Source organism: Pseudoalteromonas sp. TP27, from assembly GCF_056470645.1.
In genome coordinates this window covers 494,918-513,637 of the sequence record NZ_JARDAK010000002.1, presented here as the reverse complement: position 1 = coordinate 513,637, position 18,720 = coordinate 494,918, and the positions used below count along the sequence as shown (strand labels likewise).

At 38.6% G+C, this 18,720-nt stretch carries 18 protein-coding genes, 3 tRNA genes and 1 pseudogene; 15 read left to right on the top strand and 7 right to left on the bottom strand.

Features of this window, described 5'->3' with window-relative positions; translation table 11 throughout:
• The coding region (locus tag PX700_RS04690; RefSeq protein WP_479519992.1) for a hypothetical protein at positions 1-1,056 on the top strand (1,056 nt) is incomplete at its 5' end.
• A 132-nt stretch (positions 1,057-1,188) separates the two neighbouring features.
• Here the strand turns inward: PX700_RS04690 and PX700_RS04685 are convergent.
• Complete coding sequence (locus PX700_RS04685) at positions 1,189-1,452, bottom strand: helix-turn-helix domain-containing protein (RefSeq protein WP_479519991.1); 264 nt, start codon at positions 1,450-1,452, stop codon at positions 1,189-1,191.
• Between the two features lie 125 nt (positions 1,453-1,577).
• Between PX700_RS04685 and PX700_RS04680 the strand changes: the two genes are divergently transcribed.
• Both PX700_RS04680 and PX700_RS04675 read left to right on the top strand, forming a co-directional pair.
• Positions 1,578-2,216: a hypothetical protein gene (locus PX700_RS04680; protein ID WP_479519990.1), complete on the top strand. Its 639-nt coding sequence runs from the start codon at positions 1,578-1,580 to the stop codon at positions 2,214-2,216.
• A gap of 135 nt (positions 2,217-2,351) precedes the next feature.
• Complete coding sequence (locus PX700_RS04675) at positions 2,352-2,690, top strand: hypothetical protein (RefSeq protein ID WP_479519989.1); 339 nt, start codon at positions 2,352-2,354, stop codon at positions 2,688-2,690.
• 61 nt (positions 2,691-2,751) lie between these two features.
• Here the strand turns inward: PX700_RS04675 and dut are convergent, their stop codons facing one another.
• A complete protein-coding gene (gene dut, locus PX700_RS04670; protein ID WP_479519988.1) occupies positions 2,752-3,207 on the bottom strand; it encodes a dUTP diphosphatase in 456 nt (151 codons plus the stop codon).
• A 267-nt stretch (positions 3,208-3,474) separates the two neighbouring features.
• On the opposite strand from dut, the pseudogene PX700_RS04665 reads away from it, so the two are divergent.
• A pseudogene (locus tag PX700_RS04665) lies at positions 3,475-3,645 on the top strand (dUTP diphosphatase); the annotation flags it as partial.
• A 16-nt stretch (positions 3,646-3,661) separates the two neighbouring features.
• Here PX700_RS04665 and yrfG read toward each other — a convergent pair.
• Positions 3,662-4,309: a GMP/IMP nucleotidase gene (yrfG, locus tag PX700_RS04660; protein ID WP_007378908.1), complete on the bottom strand. Its 648-nt coding sequence runs from the start codon at positions 4,307-4,309 to the stop codon at positions 3,662-3,664.
• 61 nt (positions 4,310-4,370) lie between these two features.
• Between yrfG and nudE the strand changes: the two genes are divergently transcribed.
• The 7 genes from nudE to PX700_RS04625 all read left to right on the top strand — a co-directional run bounded on the left by nudE (position 4,371) and on the right by PX700_RS04625 (position 8,883).
• Entirely contained in the window at positions 4,371-4,943 is a 573-nt protein-coding gene (nudE, locus tag PX700_RS04655) for an ADP compounds hydrolase NudE (protein ID WP_479519987.1), read from the top strand.
• On the top strand, positions 4,936-5,739 hold the full coding sequence (gene cysQ / locus PX700_RS04650) for a 3'(2'),5'-bisphosphate nucleotidase CysQ (protein WP_479519986.1): 804 nt from the start codon (positions 4,936-4,938) through the stop codon (positions 5,737-5,739). Before nudE ends, cysQ begins: the two co-directional genes overlap by 8 nt.
• A gap of 136 nt (positions 5,740-5,875) precedes the next feature.
• Positions 5,876-5,952: transfer RNA gene (locus PX700_RS04645), tRNA-Met, on the top strand.
• A 78-nt stretch (positions 5,953-6,030) separates the two neighbouring features.
• Positions 6,031-6,107, top strand: a tRNA-Met gene (locus PX700_RS04640).
• A gap of 142 nt (positions 6,108-6,249) precedes the next feature.
• Positions 6,250-6,326, top strand: a tRNA-Met gene (locus PX700_RS04635).
• Between the two features lie 396 nt (positions 6,327-6,722).
• On the top strand, positions 6,723-7,337 hold the full coding sequence (locus PX700_RS04630; RefSeq protein ID WP_166421758.1) for a trimeric intracellular cation channel family protein: 615 nt from the start codon (positions 6,723-6,725) through the stop codon (positions 7,335-7,337).
• Between the two features lie 34 nt (positions 7,338-7,371).
• Complete coding sequence (locus PX700_RS04625; protein ID WP_479519985.1) at positions 7,372-8,883, top strand: YifB family Mg chelatase-like AAA ATPase; 1,512 nt, start codon at positions 7,372-7,374, stop codon at positions 8,881-8,883.
• A gap of 16 nt (positions 8,884-8,899) precedes the next feature.
• Here PX700_RS04625 and PX700_RS04620 read toward each other — a convergent pair whose 3' ends face one another.
• Both PX700_RS04620 and PX700_RS04615 read right to left on the bottom strand, forming a co-directional pair.
• Positions 8,900-9,604, bottom strand: a complete 705-nt coding sequence (locus tag PX700_RS04620; protein WP_024600237.1) for a response regulator transcription factor — start codon at positions 9,602-9,604, stop codon at positions 8,900-8,902.
• A 215-nt stretch (positions 9,605-9,819) separates the two neighbouring features.
• Complete coding sequence (locus tag PX700_RS04615) at positions 9,820-12,315, bottom strand: alpha/beta hydrolase family protein (protein WP_479519984.1); 2,496 nt, start codon at positions 12,313-12,315, stop codon at positions 9,820-9,822.
• A gap of 84 nt (positions 12,316-12,399) precedes the next feature.
• Between PX700_RS04615 and PX700_RS04610 the strand changes: the two genes are divergently transcribed.
• Positions 12,400-13,476 carry a hemolysin family protein gene (locus PX700_RS04610; protein ID WP_415637365.1) on the top strand — a complete coding sequence of 359 codons (1,077 nt, stop codon included), beginning with the start codon at positions 12,400-12,402 and terminating at the stop codon, positions 13,474-13,476.
• Positions 13,477-13,508: 32 nt separating this feature from the next.
• On the opposite strand, the gene PX700_RS04605 is transcribed toward PX700_RS04610, so the two are convergent.
• The gene (locus tag PX700_RS04605; protein WP_479519983.1) at positions 13,509-14,720 is read right to left on the bottom strand and encodes an EAL domain-containing response regulator; all 1,212 of its coding nucleotides are present in this window, start codon (positions 14,718-14,720) and stop codon (positions 13,509-13,511) included.
• 166 nt (positions 14,721-14,886) lie between these two features.
• Here PX700_RS04605 and PX700_RS04600 point away from each other — a divergent pair, with 166 nt between their 5' ends.
• Complete coding sequence (locus tag PX700_RS04600; RefSeq protein ID WP_479519982.1) at positions 14,887-15,903, top strand: metalloprotease; 1,017 nt, start codon at positions 14,887-14,889, stop codon at positions 15,901-15,903.
• 54 nt (positions 15,904-15,957) lie between these two features.
• Here PX700_RS04600 and PX700_RS04595 read toward each other — a convergent pair whose 3' ends face one another.
• Positions 15,958-17,268, bottom strand: coding sequence for a short-chain fatty acid transporter (locus PX700_RS04595; protein ID WP_479519981.1), 1,311 nt, complete (start codon positions 17,266-17,268; stop codon positions 15,958-15,960).
• Between the two features lie 169 nt (positions 17,269-17,437).
• Here PX700_RS04595 and PX700_RS04590 point away from each other — a divergent pair, with 169 nt between their 5' ends.
• Positions 17,438-18,505 (top strand): potassium channel family protein, encoded by a 1,068-nt coding sequence (locus PX700_RS04590; protein WP_415637369.1) that lies wholly within the window; start codon positions 17,438-17,440, stop codon positions 18,503-18,505.
• Positions 18,505-18,702 (top strand): PLDc N-terminal domain-containing protein, encoded by a 198-nt coding sequence (locus PX700_RS04585; protein WP_197238481.1) that lies wholly within the window; start codon positions 18,505-18,507, stop codon positions 18,700-18,702. The genes PX700_RS04590 and PX700_RS04585 overlap by 1 nt, the downstream gene beginning before the upstream one ends.
• Positions 18,703-18,720: the final 18 nt, after the last annotated feature.

Here is an 18,720-nt window from a genome sequence, read left to right as displayed (position 1 = left end):
GGGTGTGAGGACTTAATACAGGCTGTGATTAATAAAGTTGGCTTGGAGCAATGGTCTGAATGTCGTAAGGAATTTATAATATCTATTGACTTTGGACATACAGAACCTAGTGCATTGGAGTTGTTACGCCGATTAGATAACTCCACCGTCTATATTGCTAACCCTGATTTATTACAAAAAGGCCATTTACGACCTGTCAGTGCGTTTCACCCAAAACTATATTGTTTTCAATATGAGAATGAAATAGGAATGATTGCAGGGTCTGCAAATTTAACGAAGGCTGCCCTGCATAAGAATACAGAATTGATACAGTCTTTTTTAGTAGATAGGAATGAATTTAATATTGATGAAATTTTGAGAGATGCTCAAAACGGTTCTGCGTTATTAAATGATGAATTACTAGATAGGTATAAGTATTTAAGGCGCAGAGCTAAAAGTATCCCTTCAATTAGAGCTGAACCACTTGAAAATATTGAAATAGAAGTAACCCCTTATACTGAAGAAGAGGACTCATTATATACCCCTGAAAGTACTGAGTTACCGACAGGTATTGCGGGCGAGGTTGGAGCTACATGGTTATGGGGGGCGATTAATTCGGATGAAAATCCAATTAATCCATTAGATTATGAGCATTTTTGGGTAAATGCAGGTTCGATGTCTAGTAGTGCTTCGCATAATCAGCTCGAATTCGGAAGAGGGAGTAATATCTTTTTCGGGTTTGACTATAGAGATTTTATTTCGAAAGGTAGCGTTATTGTTTTAGGTAGGTTGAGAATAAAGATAAATAATACAATTTTTGAAGATGCAAGTCGTGTCTATAAATGGCAGCCAAACAATATGATGGAAAGGCTTAACTTACCTACCTTCAGAATGGCGAGGGTAGATTACCAACATAAATGTTTGCTTTTCAAACGAAGAAATGACCATTTTGAATTATTGATTGCGGAATGGGATAGTGAAGAAGCTATTTCTTGGAGAGCTGCATCGACCGCAATTAGTCGCAGGTACAACATTGCTATGAATGGGAGAAGTGATAGAGACTGTGGTTTCTTTTAAACCTGATAATTCAATTTAATAGTATTTTATTTATATCTTGAAAGTTAACTTATTGGTCGGGGTCTGTTTTCAATATATCATTATTTGTAACTGTAAAATTAATAGGGGTTTCGCCTAATGTAAGAGCTTCTTCTAAATGTTGCTCAAATGTTTTATGTTATTAATCCCTTTCAACTTATCTATCCCAGCAGAACTATCCACCCCAATAGACTCACAATATTGCACATACTCAAATACGTTTAATTTTCGTTCAAGCGTTTCTATTTTAACTACAAATTGATGGGGTTCATCCAGCAATTTACCCAAGTCTCGTACACTTAGGCCTTTCTCAATTCGAGCGGATTTAAGCCACTCAATTAACGCTTTGTAGCGCGGATCATCTATATGCTTAATCATTATCTTAATTTTCTTTAAAAATAAGTTGGCACTAGAATAGTGCCTAACTATATTGTTTTAACCGGAACTAATTTAGTGCCGGAAGTTTAACAGTAAATTAAGTGAAATAACATCAGGAGATGTAAATGGTTTTTGTACAAAAAAAAGATAGTGCATTCGTAGAGTTAGCAAGGTTTGGTGCGCAACAAATAATTATGAATATGGAGATGGGCTTTAAGGCATTTAAAAGAGTTGAAAGTAGTTTAATTGAACACAATGATGAATGTCTTAATGGCTCAGTTAATGTAAAGCAGTGCTTTGAATATTGTAAAGCAACAGTATACAAACTAGGAAAAGAGGGGCTTGAACATCTGCTATCTGGCAAAGATGTCACTCAAAATTATGAAGCATCTAAAACCCCGACCAAATTAGTCAATCACTTAGTACCAGATCGATGGGTGATTTCAGTAATTCCAGCAACGACAATTACACCTAAGATATATAAGCTTTTTGCTAATTGGGTTCATTTTGAAAGCTATGAATTATCGAAAGGTATTCTTGATCCCTCAGAGGTTAAAGAGTTCGAGCATTACTATATTTGGAAAGAAAAGAAGGGTAAGTCTTACCTTTTACACAAAAACTGTAGCGCTAACTTAAGTGAGTCAGCAAACAAAGCCTTCTACCTAGATCATGTTAACTCTGTTTACCAAGAATATGGCGATTGCAACGTTTATAAACCTAAGCAAATGCCAGCATTTTTCAGATCTGGTTCGATACTCAAATAAGATAATTAAGCATTTAATTTATTGAGAAGTAGCTCAGTTGAGGATGAGTTACTTTATTTTAATTTATTCCTAATGCGTTAGAAAAAAATTCACTATATTCCAATAAGTAACGTACACAAACAACTGAGGCAGTATATGAACGAACTTCAAAATATTAATATGAGTATGAAAGATATTGTAGTGACTATTGCAACTAGAGGAGCCCCGTACATAGGTACCTGCTTTTTCACACGAGAATTTGTTCTTGTAGATTATGATGAGAACAAAGTGTTAAAAGCCTGTGCTTCAATATCTTTACCGTTATGGGTTGCAGAGGAATTTATGTGTTCATGGGGGTTGTTCTTATGCCGCCTCCCTTTACCTGACTCAATTTATGTTTATTACGATAGCTGGAGACCTGATAATGATAATTATAAAAACCTTACTGAACATGAGGTCAATAACTTGAAAGCACTAGGTTTTATAGAGTTTTAAGCTAACTTAATACAGTTAATTAGCTCGTATGCGGTTAATTAACTGTATTATTTAAGTTTAATTATTTTCGACCTGAGTGCCCAAAACCACCTTCACCACGCTCACTCTCATCGAACTCTTCAACCAGCTGGAATTCAGGTTGAATAACTGGAATGAACATCAGTTGTGCAATTCTATCTGCTGGTTCAATAGTAAATGTGTCATTGCCACGGTTCCAGCAAGAAATGAATAATTGCCCTTGATAGTCAGAGTCAATTAAACCAACTAGGTTGCCTAATACAATGCCATGCTTATGACCTAAACCTGAACGAGGTAAAATTGTTGCTGCCATATCTTTACTCTTCATGTGAATAGCAATGCCTGTTGGGATTAACTCTGTTTGACCAGGCTCTAATGTTAATGGCTCATCAATACATGCTCGCAGATCAACTCCAGCTGAACCGTCTGTTGCATATGTAGGTAATGGAATATCATTTCCTACTTTTGGGTTTAAAATTTTTACTTCTACTTGTTTCATGGAGTGCTCCGAGTATTTACTACAATCTTATAAAGTGATATTTATATCTTTTAGGTAGGATTAGCTTTGCTTATCTAACCAAAGATTTATGATGGAATATTATCATAATTCGTACTTGCTTTATGTGAGCTACATCTAAAATTAGTGGTTTAAATTCCGTACCTTGATTTTCGTACCTTTAAAATTGAGTGGGGTATTGTTTGATGCCAATAATAGTTGGAGCTGATAAAAATAAATACGCAAAAGGTACAAAATCCTGGGGTAAGTTCCTTTTTCCGCCAAGATCATGGCTACAAAGACGGTAGCTACATTAAAGAGTGGAACGGGCAAGAAGATAACGAGCATTTAGTTGAAGTAGTTAAAAGCCTTGATACAGAACATGCAGATTTTGCAAAGTTAGTATACCAAGGCCTAGAAGCGCGTTACCCAAAAATTTAACTCACGTAAGCTGAGATTAAATAATCTTACGATAGTCGGTAACACTTAGGTAATCGGCTATTTCGTTATGTGGTTGTTGGCTATCAGGGTTAGCAACTGCAAGTAAGTGCTCAATGCCGTATTCTCGTGCGGCATTTAATACCGGCACACTGTCATCTACAAACAAAGTGCGCTGCTTATTAAACCCTAAGTCTTTTTGTACTTGGTGCCACAAACTTTGTTGCTCTTTACTTACTCCATATTCATGAGTAGACACTACACCATCTAGGTAGTTATCAATCGCTGTATGCTCAAATTTCAGCATGACACTCTCAGGGTGGGCGTTGGTAAGTAAAATTAACTCTTTGCCTGCTTTTTTAAGCTCAGTTAAAAAATGAGGTACGTCTTCGCGCATTTTAATTAAATGCTGAGACTCTCGTTTAAGCTCCATTATAGGTAAGCTTAATTGCTGCTCCCAATAATCTAAACAATACCACTGTATTTGACCGCTCACAGCTTGATAGCGTTTTAAAATATCTGCTTTAGCTGCATCTAGGCTAATGCCTCTTGCTAATGCGTGTTGCGCAGGAATAACGTTAAGCCAAAAGTGACTGTCGTAATGTAAATCGAGTAATGTTCCATCCATATCGAGTAAAACGGTATCGATTTTTGACCAATTTAACATAGGAATTTCAACTTATAAGGTTTATTATTGAACTAACTGCCATGATAGCAAATTAACGCCAATGACACAGAAAAAGCACCCAGTACCACCACAAATCCTAAGTAACAACGTTGTCGCTAAAAGCCGCCTGTTTACTGTGGAGTCTTTAGAACTCAAGTTTTCTAATAACGAAGAACGCCAGTATGAGCGAATTCGCGGCGGTGGCCGGGGAGCAGTGATGATTGTTCCGTTAAGTGCAGACAACGAACTACTACTTGTACGTGAGTATTGTGCGGGTACAAACGACTATCAATTGGGTTTTCCTAAAGGTTTAATCGATCCGGGCGAAACGCTAGAGCAAGCTGCTAACAGAGAGCTTAAAGAAGAAATTGGCTTTGGTGCTGAGTATTTTAAACCATTAAGAACAGTAACAATGGCGCCAAGTTACTTTAATGCCACTATGCATATTTTGTTTGCTAAGCAATTATATCCACAAACCCTTATTGGCGACGAACCAGAGCCGCTTGTTGTTGTTAAGTGGCCATTAACTCAGTGGCAGTCATTATTAGAGCAAGAAGATTTTACCGAAGCACGCAGTGTTGCAGCTTTGCTATTATTAGATAAGTATTTAGCGTCTGGAGCTGCCGATGAATAAATTAATCGAACCGTGTATTGAATTAGCTGAGCGTGCTGGCGATGCAATTATGGCCATTTATAAAAAAGGCGATATTGGCCAACAAGAGAAATCAGATAATACGCCTGTTACCAAAGCTGATTTAGCAGCAAATGACGTATTGGTTGCTGGATTAAAAGCACTTGCGCCCGATATCCCAATTATGTCGGAAGAAACACCTATACCAGCACTCGCCGACCGACAAGATTGGCAGCGTTATTGGTTACTCGATCCGATGGATGGCACAGGCGAGTTTATTTTAGAAAGTGGCGACTTTGCAGTAAATATTGCATTGATTGAAAATAATCACCCAGTGCTTGGCGTTATTCATTGGCCTGCAAAAGGGGTGACCTATTTTGCTACAGCTAGAAATGGTGCCTTTAAACGTGAAAACTCAATTGATAAGCAAATATCTGTAGCGCCGCCAGAGAACTTGACGCTTGCAGTGAGCCGCCGCCAAAAAATAGAAGCGGTGAGTCAGTATTTAAATAGTCAATTTACAACTATTGCTATTGGCTCGTGCTCATTAAAAGCTTGTACTGTTGCAGAAGGCAAAGCAGATTGTTTTTTAAGAATTGGTCCAACGGGAGAGTGGGATACAGGTGCTTCACAAGTTATTGTTGAAGAAGCCGGTGGTTGTATTACCGATGCAGAATTTAATCCGCTAACGTACAACCAACGCGAGAGTACTGAGAACCCTGACTTTATAGTGATGGGACATCCAGACTGGGAATGGCAAAAAATGATTAATCCGCATCAAAGGTTGAGCGCAGAATAGCAATTTGATTGCTTTTTGTTCGGTTGAACAACTTTAATTAGTTTAGGCCTTGCATTAAATGTTTATTCCTATATAGTAGCGCTCTCTTCAAGGCAGGCTCGTAAATATTACGAAAATGTTTTAAAGAAATTACAGGCGCGGGATGGAGCAGTCTGGTAGCTCGTCGGGCTCATAACCCGAAGGTCGTCGGTTCAAATCCGGCTCCCGCAACCAATTTTTATATGATTTGGTTACTGTAAACTCTAGCTTAAGAGATGAAATAAAGTAGTCGATAGACTTAAAATATACAGGCGCGGGATGGAGCAGTCTGGTAGCTCGTCGGGCTCATAACCCGAAGGTCGTCGGTTCAAATCCGGCTCCCGCAACCAATTATTTTATAAAGATTTAGTGCAATAGGTAGTTTTAAAAGGTCGTCGGTTCACTCTTCACCTTCACAGCTCCCGCAATAAATTTTTAAATTGGAAGCCAAGTTGTAATGTAAGCAACTTTAAACAAGTATACAATTTCAGGCGCGGGATGGAGCAGTCTGGTAGCTCGTCGGGCTCATAACCCGAAGGTCGTCGGTTCAAATCCGGCTCCCGCAACCACTGAAATTAAATATCTAAATATCTAAATATCTAAAAAGTTAAAAAAAAATCGCACTCTTTATCGAGTGATTTTTTGCGTCTGCAGTTTAATGAATTCCTATAATTATAAAACTCACCGTTACTGCGCAAAATACTCTGCATAAATAAGCGAAGGTCGTCGGTTCGCTTTTTACAAACTCAGGCTCCCGCAACCACTGAAATTAAATATCTAAAAAGTTAAAACAAAATCGCACTCTTTATCGAGTGATTTTTTGCGTCTGCAGTTTGGTAAAGTACTTTATATTCTGCTTTATTTAATGACTTTCCTCTAAGACCCGTAACGTTTAATAAAATACTTATTTTTTAAAAAGAGTATTTTATGTTAAAACGGTTAAAAGATTTTAAGTAACAATACACATGACAGAACTTTATCACTGGTTTGATTTAATAGGGATTGCGGTGTTTGCCGTATCGGGCACTTTACTAGCGTACGAGAAAAAAATGGATGGCTTTGGGGTCGTAGTTTTAGCGACGGTAACTGCTATTGGTGGTGGTACAGTACGAGATCTAATTTTAGATGTTCCTGTGTTTTGGTTACACGACCAAAGTTATTTTTTTGCCATACTAGCTTCAGTATTTGTTACAACACGCCTTATAAATAAACAAAAGCCGATACCTCATTATATTTTACAAACAGCAGATGCGTTTGGTTTAGCTTTTTTTGCCGTAATGGGGGCGCAAAAAGCGCAACTTGCTGGCATGCCCGATATGACGGCGGTAATTATGGCTGTAATTACTGGCTGTTTTGGTGGGTTAATTCGAGATGTACTTGCACGCGAAATCCCTATGCTATTAAAAGGTGAGCTTTACGCTATTACATGTATAGCGGGTGGCACTGTTTATACGCTTGGCATTGGTTTTTCGTTAGCAACCGAAATGGCAATGATATTAGGTATGTTAATGACCTTATTACTTCGTTTGGCTGCTATAAAATGGCAAATCACATTACACGTTTTTAAATATCCTGACTAAACTGGTGTAATCACACCATTTACTAGGATAAGGAATGTCGTTAGCTCGTATATTTTCTCGTGCTCAAGTGGGTATAAATGCCCCTGAAGTTATTGTAGAAGTTCACCTAGGTAATGGTTTACCCGCTTTTCATATAGTAGGCCTGCCCGAAGCGTCCGTTAAAGAATCAAAAGACAGGGTGCGTAGCGCACTCGAAAACTCTCAATTTGGTTTTCCCGATCAACGAATAACCGTAAACTTAGCCCCAGCCGACTTGCCAAAAGATGGTGGGCGGTTTGATTTGGCTATTGCGGTGGGTATTTTAGTCGCCTCTGGGCAAATAGTGTGTCCTGATATTCATAAGTACGAGTTTTATGGTGAGCTTGCTCTTAATGGTGAAGTGCGTGGTGTAAACGCCATTTTACCTTCGGTACTTGCTGCAAAAGAAGAAGATCGATGCTGCTTTTTACCTCTTGCAAACGATAGCCTAGCAAGTTTAGTTAACGGTGTTAAACGCAAAGCCGTCAGTTCTATTCAAGAAGTGTGGGGCGACCTACTTAATCAACAACCCTTACCATTAAATATAGAGTATCCCGACTGCACACAAGCTCCTGATTTTTTACTTGATTTAAGTGATGTTAAAGGGCAACCCGGTGCAAAGCGAGTGCTCGAAATAGCCGCGGCTGGCGGACATAATTTACTATTTTTAGGTCCACCAGGTACTGGTAAGTCAATGCTCGCTCAGCGAATGGCAACTATAATGCCTACTATGTCGGATGATGAAGCTATTTCGACAGCTGCGCTTTACTCTATTATTGGACAATCCATAGATTTAACTAATTGGCGACAGCGGCCATTTCGTAATCCGCATCATACGTGCTCAGCTGTTGCTTTGGTGGGGGGCTCTTCAAATCCCAAGCCTGGTGAAATTTCATTGGCGCATAACGGCGTTTTGTTTTTGGACGAATTACCGGAATTTGAGCGTAAGGTGCTTGATTCACTACGTGAGCCAATGGAGACCGGCACGGTTACTATTTCACGTGCAGCAAGGCAAATGGAATTTCCAGCGCAGTTTCAGCTTATTACAGCATTAAACCCAAGCCCAACAGGGAGTCATACAGATAAGCGGGCAACTCCCGATCAAGTTATGCGTTATTTATCGCGAGTGTCCGGGCCTTTTATTGACCGGATTGATTTGCAAATAGAGCTACCTAGGTTAACGAGTGTTGAGCTACAAAGTACTCAGCCAGAGGAGAGCAGCGCTGAGGTTAGAGCAAGAGTTGAAGCTGCTTATTACTTGCAGCTAAAACGCCAAGGTAAGGTTAATGCGAGGCTTAATAACAAAGAAATGAGTGTGCACTGTGTACTGGCGCCTACAGAGTTGCAGTTTTTAGCCAGAGCGAGCGAAAAGCTGTCGTTATCGCCACGCTCTTATCATAGGGTGATTAAAGTGGCGCGCACTATTAGTGACTTAAAAGGCGCTGAAAATATTAGTTTAAATGAGCTAAAAGAGGCACTTAACTACCGTGCGTTTGAGCGCCTTATTGCTCAATTAACTAAGTACTAAATAACCCAAGTTTAAGTTAAATAGAGAGCATATAGCCTTTACCGCGTACGGTGACAATGCGTTTTTGATCTTTTTCGTCATTTAATTTTTTACGTAAACGACCAATAAGCACATCAACAGTACGATCGTTTGGGCTCCAATCGGGCTGGCCTATTTCTTCTGATATTTTTTCGCGGGATGTGGCTTTACCTGCATTACTAATTAAGCAAATAAGCACTTTATGCTCGGCTTCAGTTAAGCGCGATTCAACACCTGCAGCGGTAATTAGCGTGCGGTTATCGGGATGAAGCTTAAAGTCGGCATATTCTATAAACTCTTCACTTTCATCGTCTTCTAGGTTAACGGCAACACGCTTATACAGCGCGCGCATGCGTAGCTCTAATTCAAGTAAATCGACTGGTTTACAAATGTAGTCGTCGGCACCTTGTGCAAGGCCTGCTATACGGTCGGCTTGAGAGTCGCGGCTCGATAATACAATAACGCCAATATCGGTCAGTGTGTTTAATTCTTTTGCGAGCTGAAGCCCGTCGCGCTTTGGCAAAACAATGTCAATTATGGCTAATGATATAGCACCGCGCAGGTTTACTCGTTGCCTAACAATGCTAAGTGCATCAGCGCCAGTTGGGTCTACCTCTATTGTAAATTCGGTATCTGCAAAGTGATTTTGGATGCGTTTAACGAGTAGTTCATCGTCTTCAACCAATAAAACATTAATAGCCATAGTACTTTATTTTGAATGCTTATAGCTCTGTATGGTAGCACCATTAGGTAAATGCTGAGAAGGGGGTTTATTAGTTTTAAGTAACTTAATATTTCAAAGGAGTATAAGGCGTATTAGAGGATGAGGTTAGCACCTTTAAACTAATTCAAAGGTGCTAAGTAATTAATACTACAATTAATAAATCTGTATTAAGTCGTTATTTAGAAGAAGCAGACTTAGTCATTTTTATACATAGAGTCCCACCATTGTGGTTCGTCTTTTAGTTTTTTATCAAAATACGCGAGCATGGTATTCCACCAGTCAAATCGTTTATCGCGTGCAAATATTTGGTGGTCGGCACCTTTGTATTCTATTAACTCCACGTCTTTATTAAGCAGTTTAAGCGCAGTGTACATTGTTAAGCTTTCGCCAACAGGTACATTGGTATCGCTATCACCATGAAGAAGTAACATATGGGTTGTTACTTTGTCGGCATGAAACACAGGGCTGTGCTGGCTGTACAGCTCAGGGTTATTCCACGGAAAGCTATTTTTTGATGCTTCGCCAGAATATAAATAGCCCCACCAACCTTCACCCCAATACGAGGTAATGTTAGAAATACCCGCATGTGCAATTGAGGCACTAAATATATCGGTTTTAGTTGCTAGTAGCATAGTCATAAATCCACCGTACGAAGCCCCTAAATTCCCGACTTTTTTACTATCAACATAGTCGTATTTATTTAAAAAAGCTTGAGTGCCTTCAATTATGTCATCTGCAGTGTAGTCGCCCCAGGCATTAACATGCTGCGCTGAAAACTTTTGTCCAAACCCTGTTGCACCCGTAGGTTGTACTACATAAACAACGTAGCCGTTTTCTGCCCATAAATTAAATGGGTAGCGACCTGTAAAACCGCGAGTAACAGGTGATGTGCCACCGTAGTAATATACGAGCGCAGGATGCTTTTTAGTTTTATCTAAATTGCTAGGAATGTACACACGACCCGTTATTTCAACACCACTTTTATTTTTAAAATTAAACTCTTCTAATGTAGGGAGTCGTGTATTTGCATAGCTACTTGGTTTTGAATCCCATATTAAATCCGTTTTATTTTTACTTACATTAAGGCGCTTTAGTTGTTGTGGCGCTAAAGCACTTGTACCACTTAGCAAAATTTCAGTATTGCGATCGTGTGAATAGCTAAATTGTTCAACAATATCCAATCCTGTATTTAACTTTTTAAAACGCTGTTTACTTAAATCAAATAGATACAGTGGTTGAGTGTCTTGCTCTGTTACTTTAATGAGCGCATCGCCGTTTTCTAAAACGTGCAGTTGGCCAATAGCGGGGTCGAACTGTTTACTAAGTGCTTTTACGTTTTTACCACCTTCAGTAAGTAGGTAAAGTTGCCCGTCGTAGTTATTAGCAAGCATTGCTTTTGGTAATGCTCTGCCTGCGCCATTTTTAAAGTCAGGGCCTGCAACTACATAAATATCTTTATTTGCGTATTTGGCTAAATTAAACGTTTTGAATTTACCAAGCGATGAAAGCTTGTATGATTTTAAATCGAGTTCAACAAGTTCTGTTTCAGGGTGGGTTGATGCTTGCATTGCCATTACTGGGCGGCTCATTAATATTTTGCCACGGTTACTATTTGAATCTTCAAGGCTGTAAGAAAGAGGACCTTGGCTAAGTGCTTTTGTTAAACCACTTTTAGTATCAAGCATGTAAATTTGACTGGTGGTACGTGCATACGACCAACGATCTTGTAGACCTTTATAGTGCTTGGTTAAGCTGTTAGTGCTCTCAGGTGATTTAGACCAGCTAAACAAAAGACTAGTGTCGTTATAAAAGGTAAAGCCATTGGCTCCTTCTAAATCGTTTGCTAATGTTTTTATTGAGAAGTTTTTACGGCTAAGTTGTTTAAGCTCACCATTTAACAAATACACTAAATATTGGTTATCTGGACTCCAAATAATGTTACTTGGTTGGCCCGCTTCGAAGCGATAAAGCGTTTGATTATCTGAATCTTTAAGTACAGTAACTGTATTTGCTTGGTTTTGTGTTTTATCGCTATAAGTGCGAGTAGTAGTAACGTACTGCTTAGCATTAGGTGCGAGTGATAATTGGCTGATTGTAGGGGCATCAAACAATTGCTTTGCAGATAAACGTTTTGTTTGTGAAGTGCTAAGCGTTATCTTATCAACATCATTTTTAGGTGCAAAATCAAGTGTTACGTCATGCCAATTAGCTACTTGCTGAGCTACTATTAAAACAGAGTGAGTGCTGTTATTTAAAGCTAACTTATAGCTATTTTTATCACCTGTTTGTAGTTCGCCATTAATAAATAACTGACCTTGCTCAATCCCTTTTAAGGTAAGCGTACCTTGTGTAAAGCGGGTTGTTTCAATATTAAATTTTAGTGCCTGTAACCCACCTAAAGTGAGCGCATTGATTTTATTAAACGGCTGCCAGTTTTGTTTTTTCCCAAATACAGAAAAACTATCTGAGTCTGCTTGTAGCTGCGGCAATAGGTTATTAATAATGGCATTGCCATGAGGTGTTTGAAAAGGCTTTAACTGCATGTCTTCGGCAAGTGGGCCGATAAACTGAATTTTTGATTTATCCAATGGTGCAGCTATTGCAGCAAAGCTTAAACTGCTAAGTGTTAAAAGAGTCGCTGCGTGTTTAAATAGTTTATTTTGATGACACCAAAGTGCACTAAATTTCATTATTATGCCTATTATTATTGGAAGTTTGGCCAAATATAGCATGTATTGTTACTATGCTCACATATCCAATATAGAGGAGAGAAAGTGACTTTATTGATAGTTTATATGGTAGTGGCGATTGTTATTTCGTTTTTATGTTCTGTGATGGAGGCTGTGTTATTAAGTATTTCGCCTAGTTATGTTGCATCACTTAGAAAAGATCATCCTGAGCTTGCTAAACAGCTCGAAAAGCTTAAAAACAATATAGATCAGCCTTTAGCTGCTATTTTAACTTTAAATACAGTTGCTCATACTGCGGGCGCTGCTGGGGTAGGCGCACAGGCAGCTGTCGTGTTTTCCGATGCTGCAGTAGGTATTGCATCAGCCATTATGACGTTCCTCGTGTTAATTCTTTCTGAAATTATTCCTAAAACATTAGGTGCTAATTATTGGCGAACTTTAACGCCAAGTGTTACCTATGCTTTACGTTTTTTAGTTATATCGCTAAAACCCTTTGTATGGTTTGCACAAAAGCTAACAAATTTAATGGGTCCAAAGCACGATGAGGCTTACTATATTCGCCAAGAAATAGAAGCAATGGCTGCTATAGGAACAGAGTCAGGTGCATTGCACCAAGATGAGTCTGATATTATCCGTAATCTTTTGCATTTTAAGCATGCAAAATTATGTGACTTAATGACGCCCCGAACGGTTATTTTTAAAATTCACAAAGACTTAACGGTTAATCAGTATTTAAACGATCACGGCTCGTCGTCATTTTCTCGTATATTGATATTTGATAAAGACAGCGACGATATTGTTGGGTTTGTGCATAAAAACGATATTATGCTGGCGTTTCATCGATTAGGTACAGATTATAAAATTAGTAAATTGATCAAGCCCATTTATACGGTGCCGGACTCTCAAAATGTATCATCGTTACTGCAAACTCTTTTAACAAAGCGCACGCATATATGCCTAGTTGTAGATGAGTACGGTGACGTGCAAGGTATTGTAACGCTAGAGGATATGATTGAGGCCTTGATGGGGCTAGAGATTGTTGATGAGCGAGACCAATCTACTAATATGCGTGCGGTAGCTAAGCAGCGTTGGCACAAACGTTTAGCGAGTAGTGCACATATAGTCAGTGAAGAAGATAAACACACTCGGAGTGATAACTAGTTAATTAGCCCCGAGTAAATATTAATATCTTTTTAAGCTGTGCTTCTATCAGTTTTAGCCCAATCTTTAGCCCAAGATATAAACTCGCTTTGTGGTTTAGGGCAGCTAAATAAGAAACCTTGTATAGCTAAGTTTCTTTTATAGTGCCTTAAATAAGCAAGCTCTTCTGGACGCTCAACCCCTTCTGCAACTAAATCTAAACGGTCTTTACTTGTAATATTAAATAATGAACTTACCACTACTTGAGAAAATAAATCTGTTTCTATATGGCTGATAAGTGAGCGGTCTATTTTAACCTCAGTAAATGGAAGATTGCGAAGTTGATTTATATTAGTAAAACCAACCCCAAAGTCATCTAGCGATACGCCAAAGCCGTGCATTCTTAATCTATTTAGCGTTTCTAACTGCGTGAGGCTAGAAAGTGCATATTGTTCTGTTATTTCTATAATTATATTACTAGGCGTGAGTTGGTTTAATTCTAAAATAAGTAGTAATTTATTAGGGCAGTTTAGGTCATCGAGCTGGGTTGGCGATAAGTTAAAGGCCATTTTAAAATCATGACCTAGTTGTGCTTTCATATTTTTGAATTCGCTGGTGGCCTTTTCAAAAAGAGAAAATGTAATTTGATTAATTAAATTGTGTTGCTCGGCAACGCTTATAAAACGGTTAGGTAAAATAACGTTGCCGTTTTTACTCGATACAATACGGGATAATACTTCAACGCTTTCGATTCTATTACTGTCAGCATTTATTTTTGGTTGATAAAAAGGGGTTATTTCATCATTTTTTAACGCTTCAATAAGCTCTTTCTCTGAAATGGATGGCTCTTTTAATAAAGTATGGCTATTTAATTGCGCTACTTTAATGAGTAATTTACTTACCTGAGATAGCTGCACTGGTTTAGTAATGTTGCCTATGAGATGAGCATTGTGTTGCTTGGCAAGATTGGCAGCCAAACTAATAACTTTATGGTCCATTTCGGAAACAATAATAATACCGCCTTGATAATTTAATCCTCCTAAGTGGCGGATTAATTCCATGCCATCCATTTCTGGCATGTTTAGATCGGTAAAAATAGCATCAAAATAGTTAATATCAGAAGCGACTCTATCTAGTGCCTCAGCCGCACTTAAGTACGTAACTACATTATCAGACATATTTAACTCATTAAATATAGCCTCCATCACGATCAAAATCGCTTTTGAGTCGTCAACAACTAAAATGTTAGGCACTATTTTACTCACTGTTATCCCTTTCAATGCATAGCTTATGATTACTATAAAAGTAGTCGTGTTTTTTTATTTTGTCAGTATCAAATACTTTTATTTTGAAAATAGTTACTGAACGCCTTCACTCGTGTTTTTAAGTTGATTAGGTATACTAGCGCCATTGTTTTAAACGGTCTTAATTATGATAAGAATAGATCTTACCTTAGCCGAGCAACCATTTTCGCTTATGGTGTCTGGGCAAAAAATAGTGCAAGTGTTTCATGGACAACAAGCCATTACCTTTGATAACCCTCGTGAAAACTATTATCAGTTTACTCACGACAACAAAGTAATTGGTATTGATACTGGAGCGGTGGAAGAGCAAAGTATTTCGCTTTTTGTGGATGAGCAATTTGCAACACAGCTTGCGCTACCAGCACCTACAAATGGGTCACCTAAAAAAGGCTTCTTAGGTCTGGCTGCATTAGGCTTTAAGCTTTTTAAAAGTGCTAAGGTCATTAAAGTAGTGCTTGCGGGGGCTTCTGTTGCAGGCTATGCGTGGTTATTTAGTATTGAATTTGCACTAATGTTAATTGGTTGCTTAGTTGTACACGAGTATGGCCATGTGCGAGCAATGAAATACTTTGGCATAAAAACCAAAGGTATTTACTTAATCCCATTCGTAGGTGGGCTCGCTGTAAGCGACGATAAAATAACAACGCGTTGGCAGGATGTCGTTATATCATTAATGGGACCCGCGTTTGGTTTAATTACCTCAGTACTGGGTGTCGTTTTATATTACACCACTGAGATGGAAATATTTGCAGGTGTGGCGGTGCTTAGTGCGTTACTAAATTTATTTAACTTGTTACCAATTTTGCCGCTTGATGGCGGGCATGTATTAAAAAGTATCAGCTTCTCAATGCGCTCATGGATTGGTTTAAGCGTATGTTTATTAGGCGTGCTATTTGGTTTATGGCTGAGCTACACATTTGGCTTAATGTTACTGGTATTCTTTTTGTTTGTAGGTGCGCTGGAAATTGTATTTGAGTGGCGAGGCCGTCACTACTCACACTTAATGCCGCTAGATAAATATGGCCAAGGCTTTTCAGCGGTTATGTACGCCATTGTAGTCGCTGGGCATGTAGCCGTAATGATGCATTTTGCCGATTCAGAAAATCCAATATTGAGTCTGCCGATGACTATTTTATCGAGCTAGGTTTTATCTCCCCGGTAGGAGAGAGCTGTAATATTTATTACAGCTCCTTCAAAATTAATAAAAGCTCAATACTAGCGATATAAAAACCCCAGTTACAAACAACTGCACAACACAAAACCCCATAATATCTTTTGCTTTTAAGCCTGCGATAGCAAGGACTGGTAATGCCCAAAAAGGTTGAATTAAATTAGTCCATGCATCACCCCATGCAACAGCCATTGCAACGCGAGATATATCGGCACCTAGTTCTTGCGCTGCAGGTATTACAATAGGTGCTTGTACAGCCCATTGGCCACCGCCAGAAGGAACAAACATATTAACAAGCCCTGCACTTATAAAACTAAAAAATGGCAAGCTATCAGCATCTGCAACGGCAATAAAGCCACGCGATATTTGCTGCGCTAATCCGCTATCAACCATTACCGCCATTATGCCGGCATAAAAAGGGAATTGAATAACAATACCAGCGCCACTTGGGATTGCTTGTTGTAGGCTATTAAGTAAATTATGAGGTGTCTGATGCAGCGTAATAGCTAAAAACAAAAACACGGCAATAACGCTATTAAGGTTTAAGTTTCCGCCAGCAATAAAAAAGTAATAGCCTAAATATGCCAAACCTAATAAGCCAATTGCCATACCGAGTAGTTTACTTTGTTCTAAATGTTGGGCGGGTCTGGTTATTGTTGTGGACTTAGGTGTTGTCTCTTTTAAAATAGTTGGATCGATATATACGCTTTCTTGCTCATTTGGCAGCATATAGCGATTAACAAGCGGCATAATAATAAATAAGCCTACTAATATGGCTATGTTAAAACCGGCAAATAAAGTGTGCTCTGTACTAATAATACCAATACGGGCCTCTGAAAAGTGACCTTCGGTTGCGATAGTTAAAGGAATCGAACCTGCTAATCCGCCATGCCATACAACAAAACCTGAGTAAGCGCTGGCTACTAATAATCGATAATCAACACGGGTATATTTAGCAATTGCTTTGGCAAATAGAGCACCAATAACTAAACCAAATCCCCAATTTAACCAACTCGCTAAAAGCGAAATAAGCGTGACTAATATAATTGCTTTAGGTGCGGTGCTTGCAAATGTTGCTAGTTTTTCTAATAACTTACTTATAGGTGGCGTACTTGCCAACATGTAGCCTGTAATTAACACTAGTAGCATTTGCATGGCAAAGCTTAATAAGTTCCAAAACCCACCACCCCATGCTTGGAGTACTTCAATGCTGGTTGCGGTTGTAAATAAGCTTGCACTGATAAGAGTAATTATTGTAAGTAAAATCACAAATATAAAGGGATCGGGAAGGTAGCGCTCTACAAGTTTGGTAAAGGGCGTGGCTATTTTATTAAGCATAAATACAACTGTTTTGGTTATTATTTTAACGCTAATTAATCATGAAAAATCACTATTGGCAAACAGCATTTAGTCTTATATTTACGGTTAAAAGCTTAAACATTGCTTAAAAGCAGCGCTTACAGTAACGTACTGTTTATAGATAACTTAATAACAAAGACTTTGTATTATGCCGGTGATATTTAAAAGGCTAGCGTTACTTCTTCGTGCTCATATAGATCAATTGAGTTGGCAAGCAGTAGCATTAGCTATTTTGACTCATATGCTATTAACATGGGGATTATTGTTTATAGCAAACGAGGAAGCGTTAACTTCGCTTACTACCTTTTTTTACTATTACACAGTAACAACATCAACAGTGGGATATGGTGATTTTAGTCCAACTACTGATCTGGGTCGTTGGGTGGTTGCATTAATACAAATTCCATTTGGTTTAGCTTTATTTGGTGTTTTGCTAGGAAAAGCAGGACAAACTGTTACTTACTTAATTAGGCGCGCTATGACTGGTGATAAAAACTTTGCCCACAGTAACAACCATATTATTATTTTTGGTTGGCATGATACTCGTACAAAAAAGATGATTGATTACATTTTGGCAGATACGAAACGAACCGATCGTCGTATTTTACTCGCGGTAACCGAGCAAATGGATCATCCTTTTTTAGCTAACGAAAGCGTCGATTTTGCACGTTTAACTAGTTTTACAAACTTAGGAGAGTTAGAGCGTGTCGCTATTCGTCGTGCCGATAAAGTGATTATTGATGGGCAAGATGATGACCAAACATTTACCACAGCACTGCGTATTAGTCGCTTAGTAAAAGACGACTGCCATATAAGCGCTCACTTTTTAGATGAAACTAAAGTAGATATGCTACTAGAGCATTGTCAAAATGTAGAATGCAGCAGTGCTAAATCAGCAGAAATACTAGTACGCTCCATGCAAGATCCAGGCTCTAGCCGTGTGCAAGAAGAGCTACTTTCTACGCTGCGTGGTGATACACAATTTAGCTTAGCAATACCAAAAGACAGTAAAGAAATGGAGTTTGGTACTTTGTTTCATCACTTTAAACTTGAGCATGATGCAATACTGTTAGGCGTAGCTCATAACCTAAGTGCTCAAAATATGGATTTAAACCCACCATTAGATTACAAAGTAAGTGAAGGCGATATTTTGCATTATATATCGGTAGAACGAGTATTAAGTAGTGAAGTAGACTGGTCTAGCCTAGAAAAATAATGAATGAAGTTGTATTTTTAATTGTTGTTTTAAGTGCTTACATATTACCTGTCGTTATTGTACTTAATAGTAAGCGCACAAAGGGCCATGAAAAGAACGGCTGGCTAATGGGAATAATTATATTTTCGTGGTTAGGATTAATGATGTACTTTGCCATTGTGCCCAAGCATGGGCACAAAAAGAAAAAGGCAAAATAGAGTCGTTAGTTTTTATAG